Origin of the sequence: Brenneria salicis ATCC 15712 = DSM 30166, assembly GCF_003315515.1 — a bacterium.
Classification (GTDB): domain Bacteria; phylum Pseudomonadota; class Gammaproteobacteria; order Enterobacterales; family Enterobacteriaceae; genus Brenneria; species Brenneria salicis.
Genome location: NZ_QNRY01000006.1, coordinates 1 through 18,736, shown reverse-complemented (window position 1 = coordinate 18,736; position 18,736 = coordinate 1). Strand labels below are relative to the sequence as shown.

Annotated in this window: 15 protein-coding genes and 1 pseudogene; 4 read left to right on the top strand and 12 right to left on the bottom strand. The window is 52.4% G+C overall.

The window, feature by feature from the left end; translation table 11 throughout:
* The first annotated feature begins 21 nt into the window (after positions 1-21).
* Positions 22-558: an inosine/xanthosine triphosphatase gene (gene yjjX, locus DES54_RS04580; protein WP_113865427.1), complete on the top strand. Its 537-nt coding sequence runs from the start codon at positions 22-24 to the stop codon at positions 556-558.
* Here the strand turns inward: yjjX and trpR are convergent.
* Together trpR and sltY are read right to left on the bottom strand one after the other, a co-directional pair.
* Entirely contained in the window at positions 555-908 is a 354-nt protein-coding gene (gene trpR / locus DES54_RS04575; protein ID WP_113865426.1) for a trp operon repressor, read from the bottom strand. The genes yjjX and trpR overlap by 4 nt on opposite strands.
* Before the next feature lie 73 nt (positions 909-981).
* Positions 982-2,910: a murein transglycosylase gene (sltY, locus tag DES54_RS04570; protein WP_113865425.1), complete on the bottom strand. Its 1,929-nt coding sequence runs from the start codon at positions 2,908-2,910 to the stop codon at positions 982-984.
* 419 nt (positions 2,911-3,329) lie between these two features.
* On the opposite strand from sltY, the gene ettA reads away from it, so the two are divergent.
* Positions 3,330-4,997 (top strand): energy-dependent translational throttle protein EttA, encoded by a 1,668-nt coding sequence (ettA, locus tag DES54_RS04565; protein WP_113865424.1) that lies wholly within the window; start codon positions 3,330-3,332, stop codon positions 4,995-4,997.
* Between the two features lie 63 nt (positions 4,998-5,060).
* On the opposite strand, the gene serA is transcribed toward ettA, so the two are convergent.
* Positions 5,061-6,293, bottom strand: a complete 1,233-nt coding sequence (serA, locus tag DES54_RS04560) for a phosphoglycerate dehydrogenase (protein ID WP_113865423.1) — start codon at positions 6,291-6,293, stop codon at positions 5,061-5,063.
* 289 nt (positions 6,294-6,582) lie between these two features.
* Positions 6,583-7,242, bottom strand: a complete 660-nt coding sequence (gene rpiA, locus DES54_RS04550; protein ID WP_113865421.1) for a ribose-5-phosphate isomerase RpiA — start codon at positions 7,240-7,242, stop codon at positions 6,583-6,585.
* Positions 7,243-7,463: 221 nt separating this feature from the next.
* Between rpiA and DES54_RS04545 the strand changes: the two genes are divergently transcribed.
* Positions 7,464-8,357, top strand: a complete 894-nt coding sequence (locus tag DES54_RS04545) for a LysR family transcriptional regulator ArgP (protein WP_113865420.1) — start codon at positions 7,464-7,466, stop codon at positions 8,355-8,357.
* Between the two features lie 30 nt (positions 8,358-8,387).
* Here the strand turns inward: DES54_RS04545 and DES54_RS04540 are convergent, their stop codons facing one another.
* The 7 genes from DES54_RS04540 to tkt all read right to left on the bottom strand — a co-directional run bounded on the left by DES54_RS04540 (position 8,388) and on the right by tkt (position 17,043).
* Positions 8,388-9,113, bottom strand: coding sequence for an oxidative stress defense protein (locus DES54_RS04540; protein WP_113865419.1), 726 nt, complete (start codon positions 9,111-9,113; stop codon positions 8,388-8,390).
* Positions 9,114-9,281: 168 nt separating this feature from the next.
* Entirely contained in the window at positions 9,282-9,893 is a 612-nt protein-coding gene (gene argO, locus DES54_RS04535; protein WP_113865418.1) for an arginine exporter ArgO, read from the bottom strand.
* A gap of 294 nt (positions 9,894-10,187) precedes the next feature.
* Positions 10,188-11,048 (bottom strand): small-conductance mechanosensitive channel MscS, encoded by an 861-nt coding sequence (gene mscS, locus DES54_RS04530; protein ID WP_113865417.1) that lies wholly within the window; start codon positions 11,046-11,048, stop codon positions 10,188-10,190.
* Between the two features lie 130 nt (positions 11,049-11,178).
* Positions 11,179-12,255, bottom strand: coding sequence for a class II fructose-bisphosphate aldolase (gene fbaA, locus DES54_RS04525; RefSeq protein ID WP_113865416.1), 1,077 nt, complete (start codon positions 12,253-12,255; stop codon positions 11,179-11,181).
* Between the two features lie 129 nt (positions 12,256-12,384).
* Entirely contained in the window at positions 12,385-13,548 is a 1,164-nt protein-coding gene (gene pgk, locus DES54_RS04520) for a phosphoglycerate kinase (protein WP_113865415.1), read from the bottom strand.
* A 72-nt stretch (positions 13,549-13,620) separates the two neighbouring features.
* Positions 13,621-14,637 carry an erythrose-4-phosphate dehydrogenase gene (gene epd, locus DES54_RS04515; RefSeq protein WP_113865414.1) on the bottom strand — a complete coding sequence of 339 codons (1,017 nt, stop codon included), beginning with the start codon at positions 14,635-14,637 and terminating at the stop codon, positions 13,621-13,623.
* Positions 14,638-15,048: 411 nt separating this feature from the next.
* Positions 15,049-17,043: a transketolase gene (tkt, locus tag DES54_RS04510; protein ID WP_113865413.1), complete on the bottom strand. Its 1,995-nt coding sequence runs from the start codon at positions 17,041-17,043 to the stop codon at positions 15,049-15,051.
* Positions 17,044-17,448: 405 nt separating this feature from the next.
* Here tkt and loiP point away from each other — a divergent pair, with 405 nt between their 5' ends.
* On the top strand, positions 17,449-18,213 hold the full coding sequence (loiP, locus tag DES54_RS04505; RefSeq protein ID WP_113865412.1) for a metalloprotease LoiP: 765 nt from the start codon (positions 17,449-17,451) through the stop codon (positions 18,211-18,213).
* Positions 18,214-18,533: 320 nt separating this feature from the next.
* Here loiP and DES54_RS04500 read toward each other — a convergent pair.
* A pseudogene (locus DES54_RS04500) lies at positions 18,534-18,736 on the bottom strand (IS630 family transposase); the annotation flags it as partial.

Here is an 18,736-nt window from a genome sequence, read left to right as displayed (position 1 = left end):
ACTAAAGAGTTCGAAATCGTTATGTATCATGTTGTCGCTGCAACAACCAACCCGGCAAAAATTAAAGCTATTACTTTAGCATTCATCGATGTTTTTGGCGCGGACCATTGCCGTATCGAAGGCGTTGACGTCGATAGCGGCGTCCCACGTCAGCCTCTCGGTTCCTTAGAAACCCGCACCGGCGCCAGAAACCGCGTGATGATGGCACGTCAGGTTCGCCCTGAGGCTGATTTTTGGGTCGGCGTTGAAGCAGGGATCGAAGAATGCATGACCTTTGCGTGGATGGTGGTGGAAAACACCCACCTGCGCGGCGAATCTCGCTCGGCAAGCCTGGTTCTGCCTGAAAGTATATTACATGGCATTCGTGAAGGGCGGGAGTTGGGCGATGAAATGGAGCGCCTGACAGGTATACAGAATATCAAACACAAAGGCGGGGCAATTGGTGTTTTCACCGATGGCAAACTGTCGCGCACCAGTGTTTATCATCAGGCTCTGCTGCTGGCATTGGTGCCGTTCCATAACCCTATCTACCAGACGCCGGTACAAACGGCGAACTAACGCCCCTTTTTCTCTGCGCCGCGTTCCTCGGCAGACAACAACTGCGCCTCCAGCCAGCGTTTCAGCGCGGGAGGCGAAGCTTTCAGGCTGTTGGAGCCACGGGTAATGGTGGCGATCCCCGCCCCCAACTCGTTTTTCAACTCGCGTTGACTCATTTCCCCACGCATCAGTTCCTGAATAATCCTGACCCGCGTTCCCAACGCCATTCGCTCATCCTGCGTCAACAACAACTGCAATAATGGCTGCTGAAGATCAGCCTCCATCGACTGTTGCAGCAATGTCACGAAGCGCAACCAGTTTTCATTGTCTTGTTCAGAAAGCGCAGGATCAGTAGGAAATAACGGATTCATAACAGGCTGCCATACTATTTAACTAGTACGGCAGCATAACATAAATCGTCGAAAATGATCGCGCCAGCAAGCCTCAATAGCGGCGTTGCCATTCCGCATCGGTCAAGAGCGGCGCGGGCTGACGCAGGAAATACCGGTAAAAGACATCGTAGGCCAGCACGTTTTTAACGTAGCCGCGTGTTTCAGAAAAAGGAATACTTTCAATAAACGCGACAGCGTCAATGCGCCCGGAACTATTTCTCAGCCAGGTATTGACGCGGGACGGTCCGGCATTATAGGCCGCAGAAGCCAGAATGCGATTGCGGCCAAACGTCTGATAGACATATTCCAGATAGCTCGTGCCCAACAGAATATTGGTTTGCGGATCAAATAGCTGGCTACTGTTCAGGTAAGTCGTGATATTACTCATCCGCGCCGTCTGCTGTGCGGTGGCGGGCATCAGTTGCATCAGACCGGAGGCGCCGACCGGGGAACGCGCTTTGGGATTCCAGGCGCTTTCCTGGCGAGCAATCGCCATCGCATAGCTCTGGCTGATACCTTTGTCCAGCGTGGCGCGCCGGAACTCATCGTTCCAGGCAAGCGGGAAACGCTCCTCCAGATGATCCCACAACTTGCCGACAATCGTGGCCTGCACGCTCAAATCCGCCCAACGTTGTTCAAACGCGTAGCGAGCCAGCGCTTCCTGCTGTGATTTACTGCTATTGGCAACCAGTCCCACCCACTCACTGCGCGCCAGATTATCCATCTGCCAGAACATCAACTCCCTTACGCGAGTGATTTCGGGCAACTGCGATAACGAACGGTCAGGTTTGGCCGCCGTCAGGATAGTAACGGGGTAACGCTCATTAAGTTTCTGCGCCGCCGCCATCGGGTAAAAACCGCGCTCCTTCATCAGTGCACGCAGCCCCGTCTCGCCTTCCTGACGTTTCCCTTGCTCCAGCATCACCAACGCCCGCCAATACCGCCATTCATCTTTCTGCAACACATCCGTAGGCAAACGCATCATCCATTCAATCAATCCCTGTCGATCGCCAGTCCCCAGCGCCATGCGCACGCGACGCTCAATCAGGGAGGTTGACGTACTGCGTTGCGCCACGCCGTCACGCCAACGAGCCTGCTCTGGCGTGGCATCACTTCCCATCAATCGCCAGGCCACAGTTTCTTCCATTTCCTGACGCTCAGCGGGGCTCATTTTTTGCAAGCGCACAATCACGGGCAACATTGAACGCGCATTCTCGACATCCTGACGCGCTACGCGACTGAATGCCGATAATGTGACTTTACGGGTAAAATCCGTCGGTCCAATGGAACGGGCGAAGCTTTCCAGCGTATTCGGATCGTTCTGCAAGGTTATCAGCGCATCGCTGATGGTTTTGTAATCGTCAGGTAATTGTTTCGCCAGATAATTCACCAACCCGGTGCTGCCTTCGTTCATGGCCAGACGAATGCGCTCCAGCGTCGTTAGCGGGGTTTGCTCACCCGCTGCTTGCCAGGCGGAGAACAGTTTGTCACAGACGGAAGGCAAGGGGCGCCCGGTCAGCCAGATATCACGCGTCGCATCCCACACGCTTTGCCGCTGGCCCGTCGCCCATTGCGCATAATAGAAATTACAGCGCGCGCTGATCGGCTTGGGCGGCTGCGGGCTGAACGCCAATAATCCCGACCAATCCTGACGACGCGCCAGTTCGTTGACAAAGCTGGTATTCAGATTACGCGCCGGAGGCAACGTCGGGTGGGTGGCAATGAATTGCCTGACTTGCGTGGCGCTGACCTGGGTTAGATCCTGCGTTAATGCACGATATTCAAGATAAGGATAGAGCGGATAATTGCGCAGCGTCGGCATAAGTTGAGCGACCGTATCCAACTGATTGCTATCCCATGCCTGTTTAACCTGTTGATAGCGCTGACGTTGCTCATCCAGAGAATCCGCCAGCGCATGCCCCGAAGCCCCTGCCAGACATACTGCTGCAATGGCGTACCACCAATGACCCGCTTTAACCATAACCTGCGTTAACCTCTATCCGTTATCGACCCGCTACCGACATCTTCAATTGTCGATATCATCGTCCCGCCGGTTCATGATTTCCCGGACAGCACCCATTCAGTGTGGCACAACATGCCAGACAGCGATATGTCAATTCCGGCACAATTTCCGGCATGATGGACTGAATCGTTTACCTTTTTCGGCGCGGCATCCGCGTCGCAACGACAAATCGCCGGATGTCTGGGATTGGACACGGAAACCAGTTACACTTCACTATCAGAATGTTCTATCCGCGGAAGGTGACGTTTTCCCACCCTCGGCGGCAATAAGCCCCAATATGGCCGCCACGACGTGGCGCACAGACCATCATCTCAATAACAACGTGTCAACAACAACGTGTTAATAACAACACAGACAGAAAGAGGCTAAGTCGCAACGTGGCTCAATATGTTTATACCATGCATCGCGTCGGCAAAGTCGTTCCGCCGAAGCGTCATATTCTGAAAAATATCTCTCTCAGTTTCTTTCCCGGCGCCAAAATTGGCGTACTGGGTCTGAACGGAGCGGGCAAATCTACGCTGCTGCGCATTATGGCCGGCATTGATAAGGACATTGAAGGCGAAGCGCGTCCGCAACCCGGTATCAAAATCGGCTATCTGCCGCAGGAACCGCAGTTAAATCCCGAGCATACCGTGCGTGAATCGGTTGAAGAAGCGGTGGCCGAAGTGGTTACCGCGCTGAAACGGCTGGATGAAGTGTATGCGCTTTATGCCGAACCGGATGCGGATTTCGACAAGCTGGCCGCTGAACAAGGCAAGCTGGAAGAAATTATTCAGGTGTATGACGGTCATAACCTTAACAACCAACTGGAACGTGCGGCGGATGCCCTGCGTCTTCCCGAGTGGGATGCGAAAATCGCCAATCTTTCCGGCGGCGAACGTCGCCGCGTCGCGTTATGCCGTCTGTTGCTGGAAAAACCGGACATGTTGCTGCTCGACGAACCGACCAACCACCTGGATGCGGAATCCGTGGCCTGGCTGGAGCGCTTCCTGCATGACTTTGAAGGCACCGTGGTCGCCATCACCCATGACCGTTACTTCCTTGATAACGTTGCGGGCTGGATTCTGGAACTGGATCGTGGCGAAGGCATTCCGTGGGAAGGCAACTACTCTTCCTGGCTGGAGCAGAAAGATCAGCGTCTGGCGCAGGAAGCTTCGCAGGAAGCGGCGCGCCGTAAATCCATTGAGAAAGAACTGGAATGGGTGCGTCAGGGCGCCAAGGGCCGTCAGTCGAAGGGCAAGGCGCGTCTGGCCCGCTTTGAAGAACTGAACAGCACGGAATACCAGAAACGCAACGAAACCAACGAACTGTTCATTCCGCCTGGTGCGCGGCTTGGCGATAAAGTGATTGAAGTTACCAACCTGAGCAAATCCTATGGCGAACGTCAGTTGATCGACGGGCTGTCCTTCTCTGTGCCGAAAGGGGCGATCGTCGGCATCATCGGTCCGAACGGCGCGGGTAAATCGACGTTGTTCCGCATGATGTCTGGTCAGGAACAACCGGATAGCGGCACTATCGAGTTAGGCGAAACCGTGAAACTGGCATCGGTCGATCAGTTCCGCGACGCAATGGACAACAGCAAAACCGTGTGGGAAGAAGTGTCCGGCGGTCAGGATATCATGCGCATCGGCAACACCGAGATGCCAAGCCGCGCCTATGTGGGACGCTTTAACTTCAAAGGCGTCGATCAAGGCAAACGCGTCGGCGAGTTGTCCGGGGGCGAGCGTGGCCGTTTGCATCTGGCGAAACTATTGCAGGTTGGCGGCAACGTGCTGCTGCTTGACGAACCAACCAATGACCTGGATATCGAAACGCTGCGCGCGCTGGAAAACGCCCTGCTGGAATTCCCCGGCTGCGCGATGGTTATTTCGCACGACCGTTGGTTTCTGGACCGTATCGCCACCCACATTCTGGATTATCAGGATGAAGGAAAAGTGGAATTCTTCGAAGGTAACTTCACCGAGTATGAAGAGTACAAAAAACGGACGCTTGGCGCGGATGCATTAGAACCACACCGCATCAAATACAAAAAGATGTCCAAATAATATGATGCAAAATGGCCCGCGCAAGCGGGCCATTGTCTAAGATCTGACTGATCAAATGGAAGATCAGTACAGCAGGCGGGCACGGATGGTACCGGGGATCGCTTTCATCAATTGCAATGCTGTCTGTGCGCCATTCGTTTCCACGTCAATAACCACATAACCAATTTCAGGCGTCGTTTGCAGATACTGAGCGGCGATGTTGATGCCCTGCTCGGCAAAAATCTGGTTGATCTTGGTAATAATGCCGGGACGGTTTTCATGAATGTGCAACAACCGGCTGGCGCGTTCGCCATGCACCGGCAGTGAAACTTCTGGGAAGTTCACCGCAGACAACGTAGAGCCGTTATCCGAATATTTCGCCAGTTTCCCGGCCACCTCATCACCAATATTTTCCTGCGCTTCCTGCGTGGAACCCCCGATATGCGGGGTCAGCAGCACATTGTCAAACTCGCACAACGGCGACACGAACGGATCGCTGTTGGTGGCGGGCTCCTGGGGGAATACGTCAATCGCCGCACCGGAAAGATGTTTGTTGCCAAGCGCGTCGCTCAAGGCTGGAATGTCCACCACCGTGCCGCGTGACGCGTTGATAAGAATCGCGCCCGGTTTCATCAGCGCCAGTTCTTCCGCACCCATCATATTCTGGGTGCTATCGGTTTCCGGCACATGCAGACTGACCACATCACTCATGTTCAGCAGATCGGAAAGATAACGAACCTGTTGCGCATTCCCCAACGGCAATTTACTTTCAATATCATAAAAGTAAACATGCATCCCCAGGCCTTCTGCCAGAATACCTAATTGCGTACCGATATGGCCGTAGCCAATGATACCCAGTTTCTTGCCGCGCGCTTCAAAGGAACCAACCGCCAGTTTATGCCAGACGCCGCGGTGCGCTTTCGCATTCGCCGCCGGAATACCGCGCAGCAGCAGCAGCATTTCACCGAGTACCATTTCCGCCACGGAACGGGTATTGGAAAAAGGCGCGTTGAATACCGGAATGCCGCGTTTTGTCGCCGCCGAGAGTTCTACCTGGTTTGTACCGATACAAAAACAACCCACCGCGATCAATTTTTCCGCCGCGGCGAAAATCTCTTCAGTCAGATGGGTACGTGAGCGGATACCAATAAAATGCGCATCACGGATGGATGCTTTCAGGGATTCCGCATCCAGCGCCCCTTTATGATATTCAATATTGGTGTAACCGGCGGCGCGCAAATTTTCCAGCGCGCTCTGGTGCACCCCTTCCACTAACAGAAACTTAATTTTATCTTTTTCCAGTGATACCTTTGCCATTTCCCGACCTTATTTTCAGACTTCAGATGCGACAGTTTGCTAAACAGCCCCTGCCAACATAACAAAAATTACGCCGTCAGCAATACAAACGATTGCTTTGCGGCTACTGCCAACACACGACGCCGAAAAGACGTGTGGCGAAAAATATTGCCAACAATGCGTATCGCCATATTGACGACGAAAAAAATAAGAAAAAGTGATATTAAGTACCAAAAATGAGCCGTTATATAAAATTTTTTATAAAAAATTTCAGGCATGAGGATCCCTCGCGCCTGAAATTATCCGCGGCTTATTTCATCACGGTTTTTACGCCATCGGCAGTCCCCACCAACGCCACATCAGCGCGGCGATTGGCAAACAGCCCGACGGTTACGACGCCCGCAATGCCATTGATATGATTCTCTATCGCGACAGCATCCATGATGTTCAGATTGTGGACATCCAGAATGATGTTGCCGTTATCCGTCACCGCCCCCTGGCGGTATTCCGGCTGTGCGCCCATTTTTGCCAGTTCACGGGCGACATACGCTCTGGCCATCGGGATCACTTCAACCGGCAGCGGGAACTTGCCCAGCACATCCACCTGCTTTGAAGCGTCCACGATACAGACAAACTGACGGGCAATGGCCGCGATGATCTTTTCGCGGGTTAACGCCGCGCCGCCGCCTTTAATCATTTGCATATGCCCGTTGATTTCATCCGCGCCATCCACATACACATCCAGCGAATCCACTTCGTTGCAGTCAAAAACCGGAATACCCAGGCTTTTAAGTTTCGCCGTTGATGCATCGGAACTGGATACCGCGCCTTGAATCTGGTGCTTTATCGAACCCAGCGCGTCAATAAAATGGGCGGCGGTAGAACCCGTCCCCACTCCGACAATCGTATCGGGACGCACATAATCCAGCGCTGCCCATCCCACTGCTTTTTTCAGTTCATCTTGTGTCATAGTTTGTCTGCTTCAGGTACGTAAACACGAAAAAACATGCGCGTATTATAGAACACGTCGGTTGATAAATAGCGCGAATTCGATGCGCGCCCTGCACATTATTTCACGGATGGCAGGTAAATTTCATGAACCCCGAACCGGGAAATAAGATTTCTGCATGGTAAAACAAAATGTGGCATAGTGAAAAAAACAGACTTCATTCAGAGGAATGCTGACTCTATATGAAACGCCCGGACTATCGAACGCTTCAGGCGCTGGATGCCGTAATACGTGAGCGGGGCTTTGAACGCGCCGCTCAGAAATTATGCATTACTCAATCCGCCGTATCGCAGCGTATTAAACAATTGGAAAATTTGTTCGGTCAGCCGTTGCTCGTCAGGACTATTCCCCCCCGGCCCACCGAACAAGGACAGAAATTACTGGCGTTGTTACATCAGGTTGAACTGCTGGAAGAAGAATGGCTGGGCGATGAAAATAGCAGCGACATTCCGTTGCTGTTGTCGCTGGCGGTCAATGCCGACAGTCTTGCCACCTGGCTGCTGCCCGCACTGCAACCGGTATTGGTTGACTCACCTATTCGTCTGAATCTACAGGTGGAAGATGAAACGCGAACGCAGGAAAGATTGCGTCGTGGTGAAGTCGTCGGCGCCGTGAGTATTCAGTCACAGCCGTTACCGAGTTGTTTGGTGGATAAACTGGGTGCGCTGGATTATCTGTTCGTCGCCTCGCCCGCGTTTGCCGCCCGCTATTTTCCGAATGGCGTCACGCGTTCCGCGCTGTTGCGCGCGCCGGCAGTGGCGTTTGATCACCTTGATGACATGCATCAGGCTTTTCTACAGCAAAACTTTGATCTCTCGCCGGGCAGCGTGCCGTGCCATATCGTGAATTCATCCGAAGCGTTTGTGCAATTGGCGCGTCAGGGAACCACCTGCTGCATGATCCCCCATCTACAGATTGAGAAAGAACTGGCCAGTAATGAATTGATTGACCTGACACCTGGACTATTTCAGCGCCGCATGCTCTATTGGCACCGTTTCGCCCCGGAAAGCAGGATGATGAGAAAAGTCACTGATGCCCTGCTCGCGCATGGACATCAGGTGCTCAGACAATCCTAATGCTGGTCGCTAAGCCAGCCTCACATGGCGCTATGGATTGCGCTGTAATTCAAATACCACATCCACCTGATCGTCAAAGTGAATGGTTTGCTGCTCATACGTTTGAGCGGCTTCACTTTGCACGGCGGCATCTGCGGTTTTAAACATTCTGGCGACCGGCATCGGTTGATAGTTGGCGACATGATAGCGAATGCTATAGATCGGCCCTAATTTGGCGTTAAACCCTTGCGCCAGTGATTGCGCCTGCGCCGTTGCCTGTTCTATCGCCTTCTTGCGGGCTTCGTCGCGATAGTTTTCTGGATTCGTGACGCCCAAATCGACGGTGCGAATTTCATTCAGTCCCGCTTTCAACGCGCCATCCAGCAACTCGTTCAGTTTATCCAACTGACGCAACGTAACTTCCACCTGACGTACCGCGCGATACCCTTTCAGAACGGAACCACCGGTTTTCAGATAATCATATTCGGGCTGGGTACGTAAGTTGGCGGCGTTAATATCCTTTTTCTCGATACCATTCTTGCCAAGAAAATCAAAATATTGCGCCACGCGTGCATCAACCTGTTTTTTCGCATCGGCGGCATCTTTCGATGACACGCTCACTTCGATAGCCAGACGCGCCATATCCGGCGTGGCGTCAACACTGGCGGTGCCGGACGTAATAATATGCGGGCCATTCGGCAACTCCGCGGCTTGCGTCGCCAGCGGCAGCGCCCCCAATCCCACTATCGCCGCTAATGCCAGTACTTTTAGCTTCACTAATCTCTCCTTAACTTACGTTGCGCCATTGAGACGGACAAAAAATAGGTTACCGCCGCGCCGCTTTCCGCATCGAAGGTAAATGATCAATGCAGGTAAATTAACGCATTGCTGACACAACAAAATATAGGTGAATTTCTGAAACCTGCTGTAAACATAAGTAATTTATTACCAGCCCTGTCGCGCTAGTTGTAAAGCAATCCCCCACATCACCATGCCCACAAACAGATTGATAACGCGCTGTGAATGGGGCTTATTCAGCCACGGCGCTAACCAGGCGGCCAGCAGCGCCAGCGCCAGAAACCAGACGAACGAGGCGGTGATGGTTCCCATGGCAAACCAGCGGCGGGCATCTTCGCTAAACTGACTGCCCAGACTGCCAAGCACCACGAACGTATCCAGATACACATGTGGATTGAGCCAGGTCACCGCCAACATGGTGGCGATAATGCGCCATCGGCTCTGCTTCATCACCTGCGCGTCGGCGAGCGTCAGATCCTTGCTGAAAGCCGTCTTCATCGCCCCCCAGCCATACCACCGTAAAAACGCGACACCGCCCCAGGTCACCAGCGCCATCAGTAACGAAGACTGGCTAAGCAAGACGCTGCCGCCGAAAATACCGGCGCAGATCAGCACCATATCACTGAACGCACATAGCAGCGCAATCATCACATGATACTGACGGCGAATGCCCTGATTCATCACAAAAGCATTCTGTGGCCCCAGCGGCAAAATCATTGCCGCACCGAGTAAAAGGCCTTGCGCAAAGACAGTTAACATGTTGCTCCCCGTGTAAAAAACGCCGACAGACCGACCACCTCGGTCCGTAGCCCACATCATACGAAGAGAAAATTATTAGGTGAAATGGATAATTTTAATCATCCATTAGAATGACTAATAAAAAATGGCGATGAACAACGTTGATACGTCTTCCAACAGCACCAGCCTAATGCCGCAATCTTTACCGCTAATCCGGCGGTCATCCCTCGGTTCAGCCTGTTACACCACAGGTCAAACCGTTTTTTTGCTCCGGATGTACCCGGAGCAAAATAGGCGTAAAAAAACGAGAATGAATTATTCCGGCTGTCCGGCCGCTGGCTGCATGTTATGCAGATGCACATCCATCTGCGGATAAGGAATGCCGATGCGATGTTCGTCCAGCACCCGCTTGAAGCTTTCCAGCAGATCCCAGTAAACCGCTTGCGCGTCGCCATTGGTGGTCCACACCCACACCACAAAATTCAACGATGATGCCGCCATTTCATTCAGACGGATCGTCACGCCCTTATCGTGCTGAATACGGGTATCCGCGGCAATAATATCGCCCAGCAGCTTTTTCACCTCTTCGATATCCGCATCATAAACGACACCGACAATGATCTCGGTACGGCGATCCGGTTCGCGTGAACTGTTGATGATATTACCGGCAATCACTTTACCGTTCGGCACCACAATGATCTTGCCGTCAGCCGTGCGCAACGTGGTGGAGAAAATCTGCACCTGTGTGACCGAACCGGCGACACCGCCCAGATCGACCCATTCGCCAATACGAAAAGGACGGAACGTCACCAGCAGCACACCTGCCGCAAAGTTCGCCAGCGAGCCTTGCAACGCCAGACCAACGGCCAGACCCGCGGCACCCAGCACCGCGATAACGGAGGCTGTTTGTACTCCGACCCGACTCAACACGGCAATTAGCGTAAAGGCGATAATGCCATAACGCACCAGCGCTGAGAGGAAATCCGCAACTGTTGAGTCAATAGAACGGCTCACCAGCAATTTATTCAATGTTCCCGCAACAAAACGAGCGATAGCCAGCCCGATGATCAAGGTCAGCAAAGCGGCAACAATATTCACCGTATACTGTATTAATATATCCTGATGGCTTACCAGCCAGCTGGTCGCCTGTTCCACACCAACATTCAGTTCTTCCATTTAATGACTCCTGTTTCTTACGCTCTCTGAAAGCGCATCACTTTCACACCAAAAACCGCGATCTACGATGAAATAAAGATAAAATAAGGCCCCCGTAGGAGCCTTAGCGATAAACCTTTAAGAATCTTAACTAAAGAACGTCAACCGCGTTCAGTTCTTTAAAGGCTTTTTCTAAACGTACAACCATCGTGCTTTGCGCAGCACGTAACCAGGCACGGGGATCGTAGTATTTCTTGTTCGGCTTATCGGCGCCTTCCGGGTTACCCAGTTGGGCTTGCAGATAGCCTTCGTTCTTCTGGTAGTAGTGCAAAATACCTTCCCAGGTCGCCCATTGGGTATCGGTGTCGATATTCATTTTCACTACGCCGTAGCCCACTGCTTCTTCGATCTCTTCCGCAGAAGAACCGGAACCGCCGTGGAAGACGAAATCCAGGCTGTTATGCGGCAGGTTGTATTTTTCTGACACATAGTCCTGGGAGTTGCGCAGGATTTTTGGTGTCAGTTGCACGTTACCCGGCTTATAAACACCATGAACGTTGCCGAATGATGCGGCGATAGTGATACGCGGGCTGATAGCACTCAGTTTTTCATAGGCATAAGCTACATCTTCCGGCTGAGTGTACAGCGCGGAGTTGTCCAGATGGCTGTTGTCCACACCATCTTCTTCACCACCGGTGCAACCCAGTTCGATTTCCAGCGTCATGTCCAACTTCGCCATGCGAGTCAGATACTTGCTGCAAATTTCGATATTCTCTTCCAGTGACTCTTCGGACAGGTCAATCATGTGTGAAGAAAACAGCGGTTTACCCGTAGCCGCGTAATGTTTTTCACCCGCATCCAACAGGCCGTCCAGCCACGGCAGCAATTTTTTAGCGCAGTGGTCAGTGTGCAGAATAACCGGCACGCCATAGTATTCCGCCATCTGATGGACGTGGTGAGCGCCGGAGATCGCCCCCAAAATCGCCGCCTGTTGGCCTTCGGCTTTCAGCCCTTTACCGGCGATGAATGCAGCGCCGCCGTTGGAGAACTGAACAATAACCGGCGCGCGCACTTTGGCTGCGGCTTCCAATACAGCATTAATTGAGTCAGTACCGACGCAGTTTACTGCCGGCAGCGCGAATTTGTTTTCTTTAGCAACTGCGAAAACTTTCTGAACATCATCACCAGTGATGACACCAGGTTTTACGAAATCAAAAATTTTAGACATGTTACGTGTCCTGTTTCGTTGGCCGTGGAGGGTTAGAGAAATCGACGTTTAAATCGACAGATTACTCCGGCTTACACGCCAGAGTAACCGTAGCCGAGGCAATATCAATTACGCTCGGCTTAAAAAATATTACTGCTTGGCGCGTTCTTCCAGCATCACTACCGCCGGCAGTTTTTTCCCTTCGACGAACTCCAGGAAAGCACCGCCGCCTGTAGAAATGTAGGAGATTTGGTCAGCAATGCCGAACAGATCGATCGCCGCCAGTGTGTCGCCGCCACCGGCAATAGAGAACGCATCGCTTTCAGCAATTGCTTTGGAGACTATCTCCGTGCCTTTGCGGAAATTAGGGAATTCAAATACGCCGACCGGGCCATTCCACAGAATGGTTTTGGCGCTTTTCAGAATTTCCGCCAAACGCTCGGCGGAAACATCGCCCAGATCCAGAATTTGCTCATCGTCTTTAATCGCGGTGACGGATTTCAGGGTTGCGGCAGCCGTTTCGGAAAACTCGCTCGCCACGCGAACATCACTCGGAACCGGAATATCACAGGTTTCCAGCAATTTTTTCGCTTCAGGGATCAGGTCTGCTTCATACAGCGATTTACCAACGTTATGGCCTTGCGCGGCAACGAAGGTATTGGCGATACCGCCGCCGACAATCAACTGGTCAGCGATTTTAGATAGAGAATCCAGTACGGTCAGTTTGGTTGAAACTTTGGAACCGCCGACAATGGCGACCATTGGACGAGCCGGATTGCCCAGCGCTTTACCCAATGCTTCCAACTCATCAGACAACAACGGGCCGGCACAGGCGATAGGCGCGAATTTACCCACGCCATGCGTAGACGCCTGAGCGCGGTGCGCCGTACCAAATGCATCCATGACATACACGTCGCACAGCGCGGCATATTTCCTGGCCAGAACTTCGTCGTCCTTCTTCTCGCCTTTATTGAAGCGAACGTTTTCCAGAACAACAAGTTCACCCGCCGCGATGTCAACACCGTCCAGATAATCTTTCGCCAAACGTACCGGAGAAGAAAGTTTTTCTTTCAGATAGTTAACCACTGGCAGCAGAGAAAATTCCTCGTTGTATTCTCCTTCGGTCGGACGTCCCAGGTGGGAAGTCACCATCATGCGGGCGCCTTGTTTCAGGGCCAGTTCGATGGTCGGCAGAGAAGCGCGGATACGCGCATCAGACGTCACTTTACCGTCTTTTACCGGTACATTCAGATCGGAACGGATAAGTACACGTTTGCCGGTCAGATCCAGATCGGTCATCTTAATTACAGACATGGTGAATCCTCTTGTTGATTCTCTTTTAAAGTTGCTTGAGCGAGACATTGATCCCTGATCAATACCGTCGTACTAGAAACCGCAGGCTGCCATCGCCCGTGTTGTATCCAACATTCGGTTGGCAAAGCCCCATTCGTTATCGCACCAGACCAATGTTTTAATCAGATGCTGACCACTCACCCGCGTCTGCGTGCCATCGACAATGGCGCTGTGTGGATCATGGTTAAAATCAGCCGAAACCAACGGCAATTCGGTGTAGTCAACTATACCACGAAATGCCTCATGCGCTGATTTTTGAAATAACGTGTTAATTTCATTAACGTTTACTGCTTTTTTCACACTGACGCTCAAATCGATCGCCGTGACGTTAATCGTTGGAACCCGCACCGATATCGCTTCGAAACGATCGAGAAACTGCGGAAAAATCCGGGTTATTCCCGCCGACAGTTTCGTATCCACCGGAATGATGGACTGGCTGGCGGCACGGGTACGCCGCAGGTCGTGATGATACGCATCGATCACTGGTTGATCGTTCATTGATGAATGGATTGTCGTTACCGTCCCATTTTCAATGCCAAATGCATCATCCAGCAGCTTGATTATAGGAATAATGCAATTGGTTGTGCAGGAAGCATTGGAAACGATGTGATGTTCGGCTTTTAATTGCTGATGATTGACGCCAAACACCACCGTCGCATCCAAATCTGTCGTTCCCGGATGCGAGAACAACACTTTCTTCGCGCCCGCCGCCAAATGCGCTTCGCCATCGGCACGGCTGCCATAGACCCCGCTGCAATCCAGTACCACATCAACGCCAAGTTCGCGCCAGGGTAGCTGTTCGATCCCTGCCTGATGCAACAGGCGAATGCAATCATCGCCAACATATAACTGATCGCACTCCTGGCGAATATCCCAGGGAAAACGGCCATGACTCGAATCATATTTAAGCAGGTGAGCGATCCCTTCCGCGCTCGCCAGTTCATTAATGGCGACGACGCGGATTTCCGCCCGGCGGCCCGATTCATACAGCGCACGTAAAACACTGCGACCAATACGGCCAAAACCGTTTATCGCAACACGAATTGTCATGGCATTCCTCGTGGTGTGGTGATCATATCGTCCCCGTAGAATATACCCTTCTCATATGAAGTTGCAGCATTGTTGGCGGCGACCCCCGTTCCTTGGGGTACAATCAATGTGTTGCAAGGAAAACGATGCCATAAATCCCTTGCGGGAATGCAATTAACCCCATAACTGAAACGCTTCAGCTAGCATAAACGAATTAATCTGCAAAAGAAATATTCTCGCTCGGCACACTTCAGAAGAGTGACCTGCGTCATAAAAAACCGCAAGGAGCGAATAATAAAATACCGGGAGCATTTTTAACGCTGCGAGACAACGGCCCGCAGGGTGAGGTTCAGGCATGGGGTTGATAATTAATAGTAAAAAACCGCCAGATTGCTCTGGCGGTTCGCGCGCTAATCAGTTCGTTAGCGTAAATTACTTCAGCAGCGCCCGCGCTTTCGCCGCCACGTTATCCACGGTGAAGCCGAACTCTTCAAACAGCAGTTCGGCGGGGGCGGATTCACCGAAGCTTGTCATCCCCACGATCGCACCATTCAGGCCCACATACTTGTACCAGTAGTCGGCAATAGCCGCTTCAATCGCCACACGAGCAGTGACGGCTTGCGGCAACACCGCTTCCCGGTAGGCCGCATCCTGCTTGTCAAACGCATCGGTAGACGGCATCGAAACCACGCGAACTTTATGCCCTTCCGCCGTCAGCGTGTGATACGCGCCAACCGCCAGTTCGACTTCCGAACCCGTGGCAATCAGAATGACATCCGGCTGGCCGCCACTGTCTTTCAGCACATAGGCGCCTTTCGCCACATCCGCCAGTTGCTGCGCGCTGCGCGGCTGCTGGGCCAGATTCTGACGCGACAGAATCAACGCGGTCGGGCCATCCTGACGTTCAATGGCATACTTCCACGCCACCGCCGTTTCTACCTGATCCGCCGGACGCCAGGTGCTCATGTTCGGCGTCACCCGCAGGCTGGCCAGTTGCTCCACCGGCTGATGCGTCGGCCCGTCTTCGCCCAGACCGATGGAGTCATGGGTGTAGACATAAATACTGCGGATTTTCATCAGCGCCGCCATACGCACCGCGTTCCGGGCGTATTCCACGAACATCAGAAAAGTGGCGGTATACGGCAGGAAACCGCCGTGCAAGGCAATGCCGTTGGCGATAGCGGTCATCCCGAATTCACGCACGCCATAGTGGATGTAGTTACCCGCATGGTCTTTATCCAGCGAGGTGGAGCCAGACCAGATAGTCAGGTTGCTTGGCGCCAGGTCAGCTGAACCGCCGAGGAATTCCGGCAACAATTTGCCGTAAGCTTCCAGTGCGTTCTGCGAGGCTTTACGGCTGGCGATTTTCGCTGGATTGGCCTGTAACTGCTCAATGACTTTCTGAGCATCCGCCTGCCAGTTGGCCGGCAAGTCGCCCGCGGTGCGGCGCTTGAACTCGGCGGCCAGTTCCGGGTAGGCGCTGGCGTAGGCGGCAAACGCCTCATTCCAGGCCGCTTCTTTGCGCTGTCCGGCCGCTTTCGCATCCCATTCGGCGTAAATCTCAGCCGGAATTTCAAACGGCGGATAACGCCAGCCCAGTTGTTCGCGGGAAGCGGCCACTTCCTCATCACCCAACGGCGCGCCGTGAGAATCGTGCGTGCCGGCCTTGTTCGGCGAACCGAAACCAATCACGGTTTTACACATCAGTAACGACGGCTTGTCCGTGACCAGTTGAGCTTCGGCGATAGCTCGCTTGATAGCGTCAGGATCGTGACCGTCCACGCCGCGCACCACATGCCAGCCGTAGGCTTCAAAACGGGCGGCGGTGTCATCGGTAAACCAACCTTCCACATGACCATCAATGGAGATGCCGTTGTCATCATAAAACGCGGTCAATTTGCCGAGCTTCATGGTGCCAGCCAACGAACAGACTTCGTGGGAAATCCCTTCCATCATGCAGCCGTCACCCAGGAATGCATAGGTGTGATGGTTGACAATCTCATGGCCCGGACGGTTGAACTGCGCCGCCAGCGTGCGTTCGGCAATCGCCATCCCGACCGCGTTGGCGATCCCTTGTCCCAGCGGGCCGGTGGTGGTTTCTATGCCCGCGGTATAACCATATTCCGGGTGTCCCGGCGTTTTGGAATGCAACTGGCGGAAGTTTTTCAACTCCTCGATCGGCAGATCATAGCCCGTGAGGTGCAGCAGGCTGTAAATCAGCATGGAGGCGTGGCCGTTGGACAGGACGAAGCGATCACGATTAGCCCAATTCGGGTTGATCGGATTATGGTTCAGATAATCGCGCCACAGCACTTCGGCGATATCAGCCATACCCATCGGCGCGCCCGGATGACCGGATTTGGCTTTTTGTACGCTATCCATACTCAGCGCACGGATAGCATTAGCAAGGTCTTTACGAGAGGACATGCTTTACTCCAGATCGGATTGAACAAATGTCTTGCCAGACATTATGATATATAAATCAGTGGATTAATAAATAAACGCATCAACAATATAAGTACAAATGTACATGAAAACCAGGGTGAATGCACATGGAAGATGTGAGCAAAAAAGAGGATTTACGGTTTCGCAAACGCACCACACTTCTCCGGCACATTCCACACAGAATTCACACCGTATTAACCGTACTCAATGGGGCGGGCAAAGTGATACAAATCAGAATTGTTACTTGTTTATGCACGCGGTTTTCAGTTACGTTTATGCTGCTTTTTTGGCATCCTATGTTGCTTAGCAATGCATCGCTTAACAAGGCGTTGCCAATATAGCGATTAATCATTGTTTATCATCAATCTATCGTAGGGAAATGATGTCATGACAACCCGCGCTTTTATACGCACATCCACACTCGCACTGGGTATCACCGCCTTATTGAGCGGCTGCCAGAATCTGAATACCGACACATTATTGCAATCCGGCGCTCAAGCATTTCAGGCCGCCACACTGAGTGACGACGAAGTGAAAACACTCAGCAACCAATCCTGTGAACAAATGGATAAAGAAGCGCAAATCGCTCCCGCCAGCAGCACCTATACCAAGCGACTGAACAACATTGCCGATGCGTTGGGGCATGATATAAACGGCACACCCGCCAACTATAAGGTGTACCTGACAAAAGACGTAAACGCCTGGGCGATGGCGAACGGCTGTATTCGGGTTTACAGCGGCCTGATGGATATGATGACGGATAACGAAGTCGAAGGTGTGCTGGGGCATGAGATGGGTCACGTCGCGCTGGGCCACACCCGTAAAGCCATGCAGGTCGCCTACGCCACGACTGCGGCGCGTACCGCCATCGCTTCCTCCGGGGGAGTCGCCGCCGCTTTATCGCAATCACAGCTTGCCGATCTGGGTGAAAAACTGGTCAATGCCCAATTCTCACAGACTCAGGAAAGCCAGGCGGATGATTATTCATTTGATTTGCTGAAAAAACGCGGCATCAAACTTGAAGGATTGGCAACCAGCTTTGAGAAATTGGCCAAATTAGATGAAGGACGCCAAAGCAGCATGTTTGATTCTCACCCTTCATCCGTAGAGCGGGCAAATCATATCCGTGAGCGTATTGCTGCGGAAAAGTAATGCGGCGAGATTGAGTCACCATTAGCCAGTACGCTATTACATCATTACTGCGGCACATTGGTATGCGGCGACATTCGACTGTCAATGTGCCTTTTCTCTCATAACCCCATTTTTTCCAGACAAGCGATCAGATTGAAAGGAATGCCATTATTCAGGAACGCGTTTTATTCTGTAAATATTCTTTAATTAGGTTTACCTATTCCCGACGAAAGCGTTTTCTTTTTTCACTACCTCATGTTCTCCATCAACGCGTTTTATGGAAATAAGACGTTATAAAATACAGAGATAACATACTGGCTAAATAACTGATCCTAATATCGCTACATTTTTACCAACCCATGATTCCCACCGGGGAATGGGCTGACAGTATTCATAAAGTGACGCACTTTTTTCAGTAACTGCCACATTGAGCGGCACTGGTGGTTTCGGGTTATCGTTTCGTGCAGCGCCTGCCACAGCCGTTCAACATGATTTACCCAGGGCGAGTAAACCGGCTGATAAATAACACGAAACTTCGGATTCT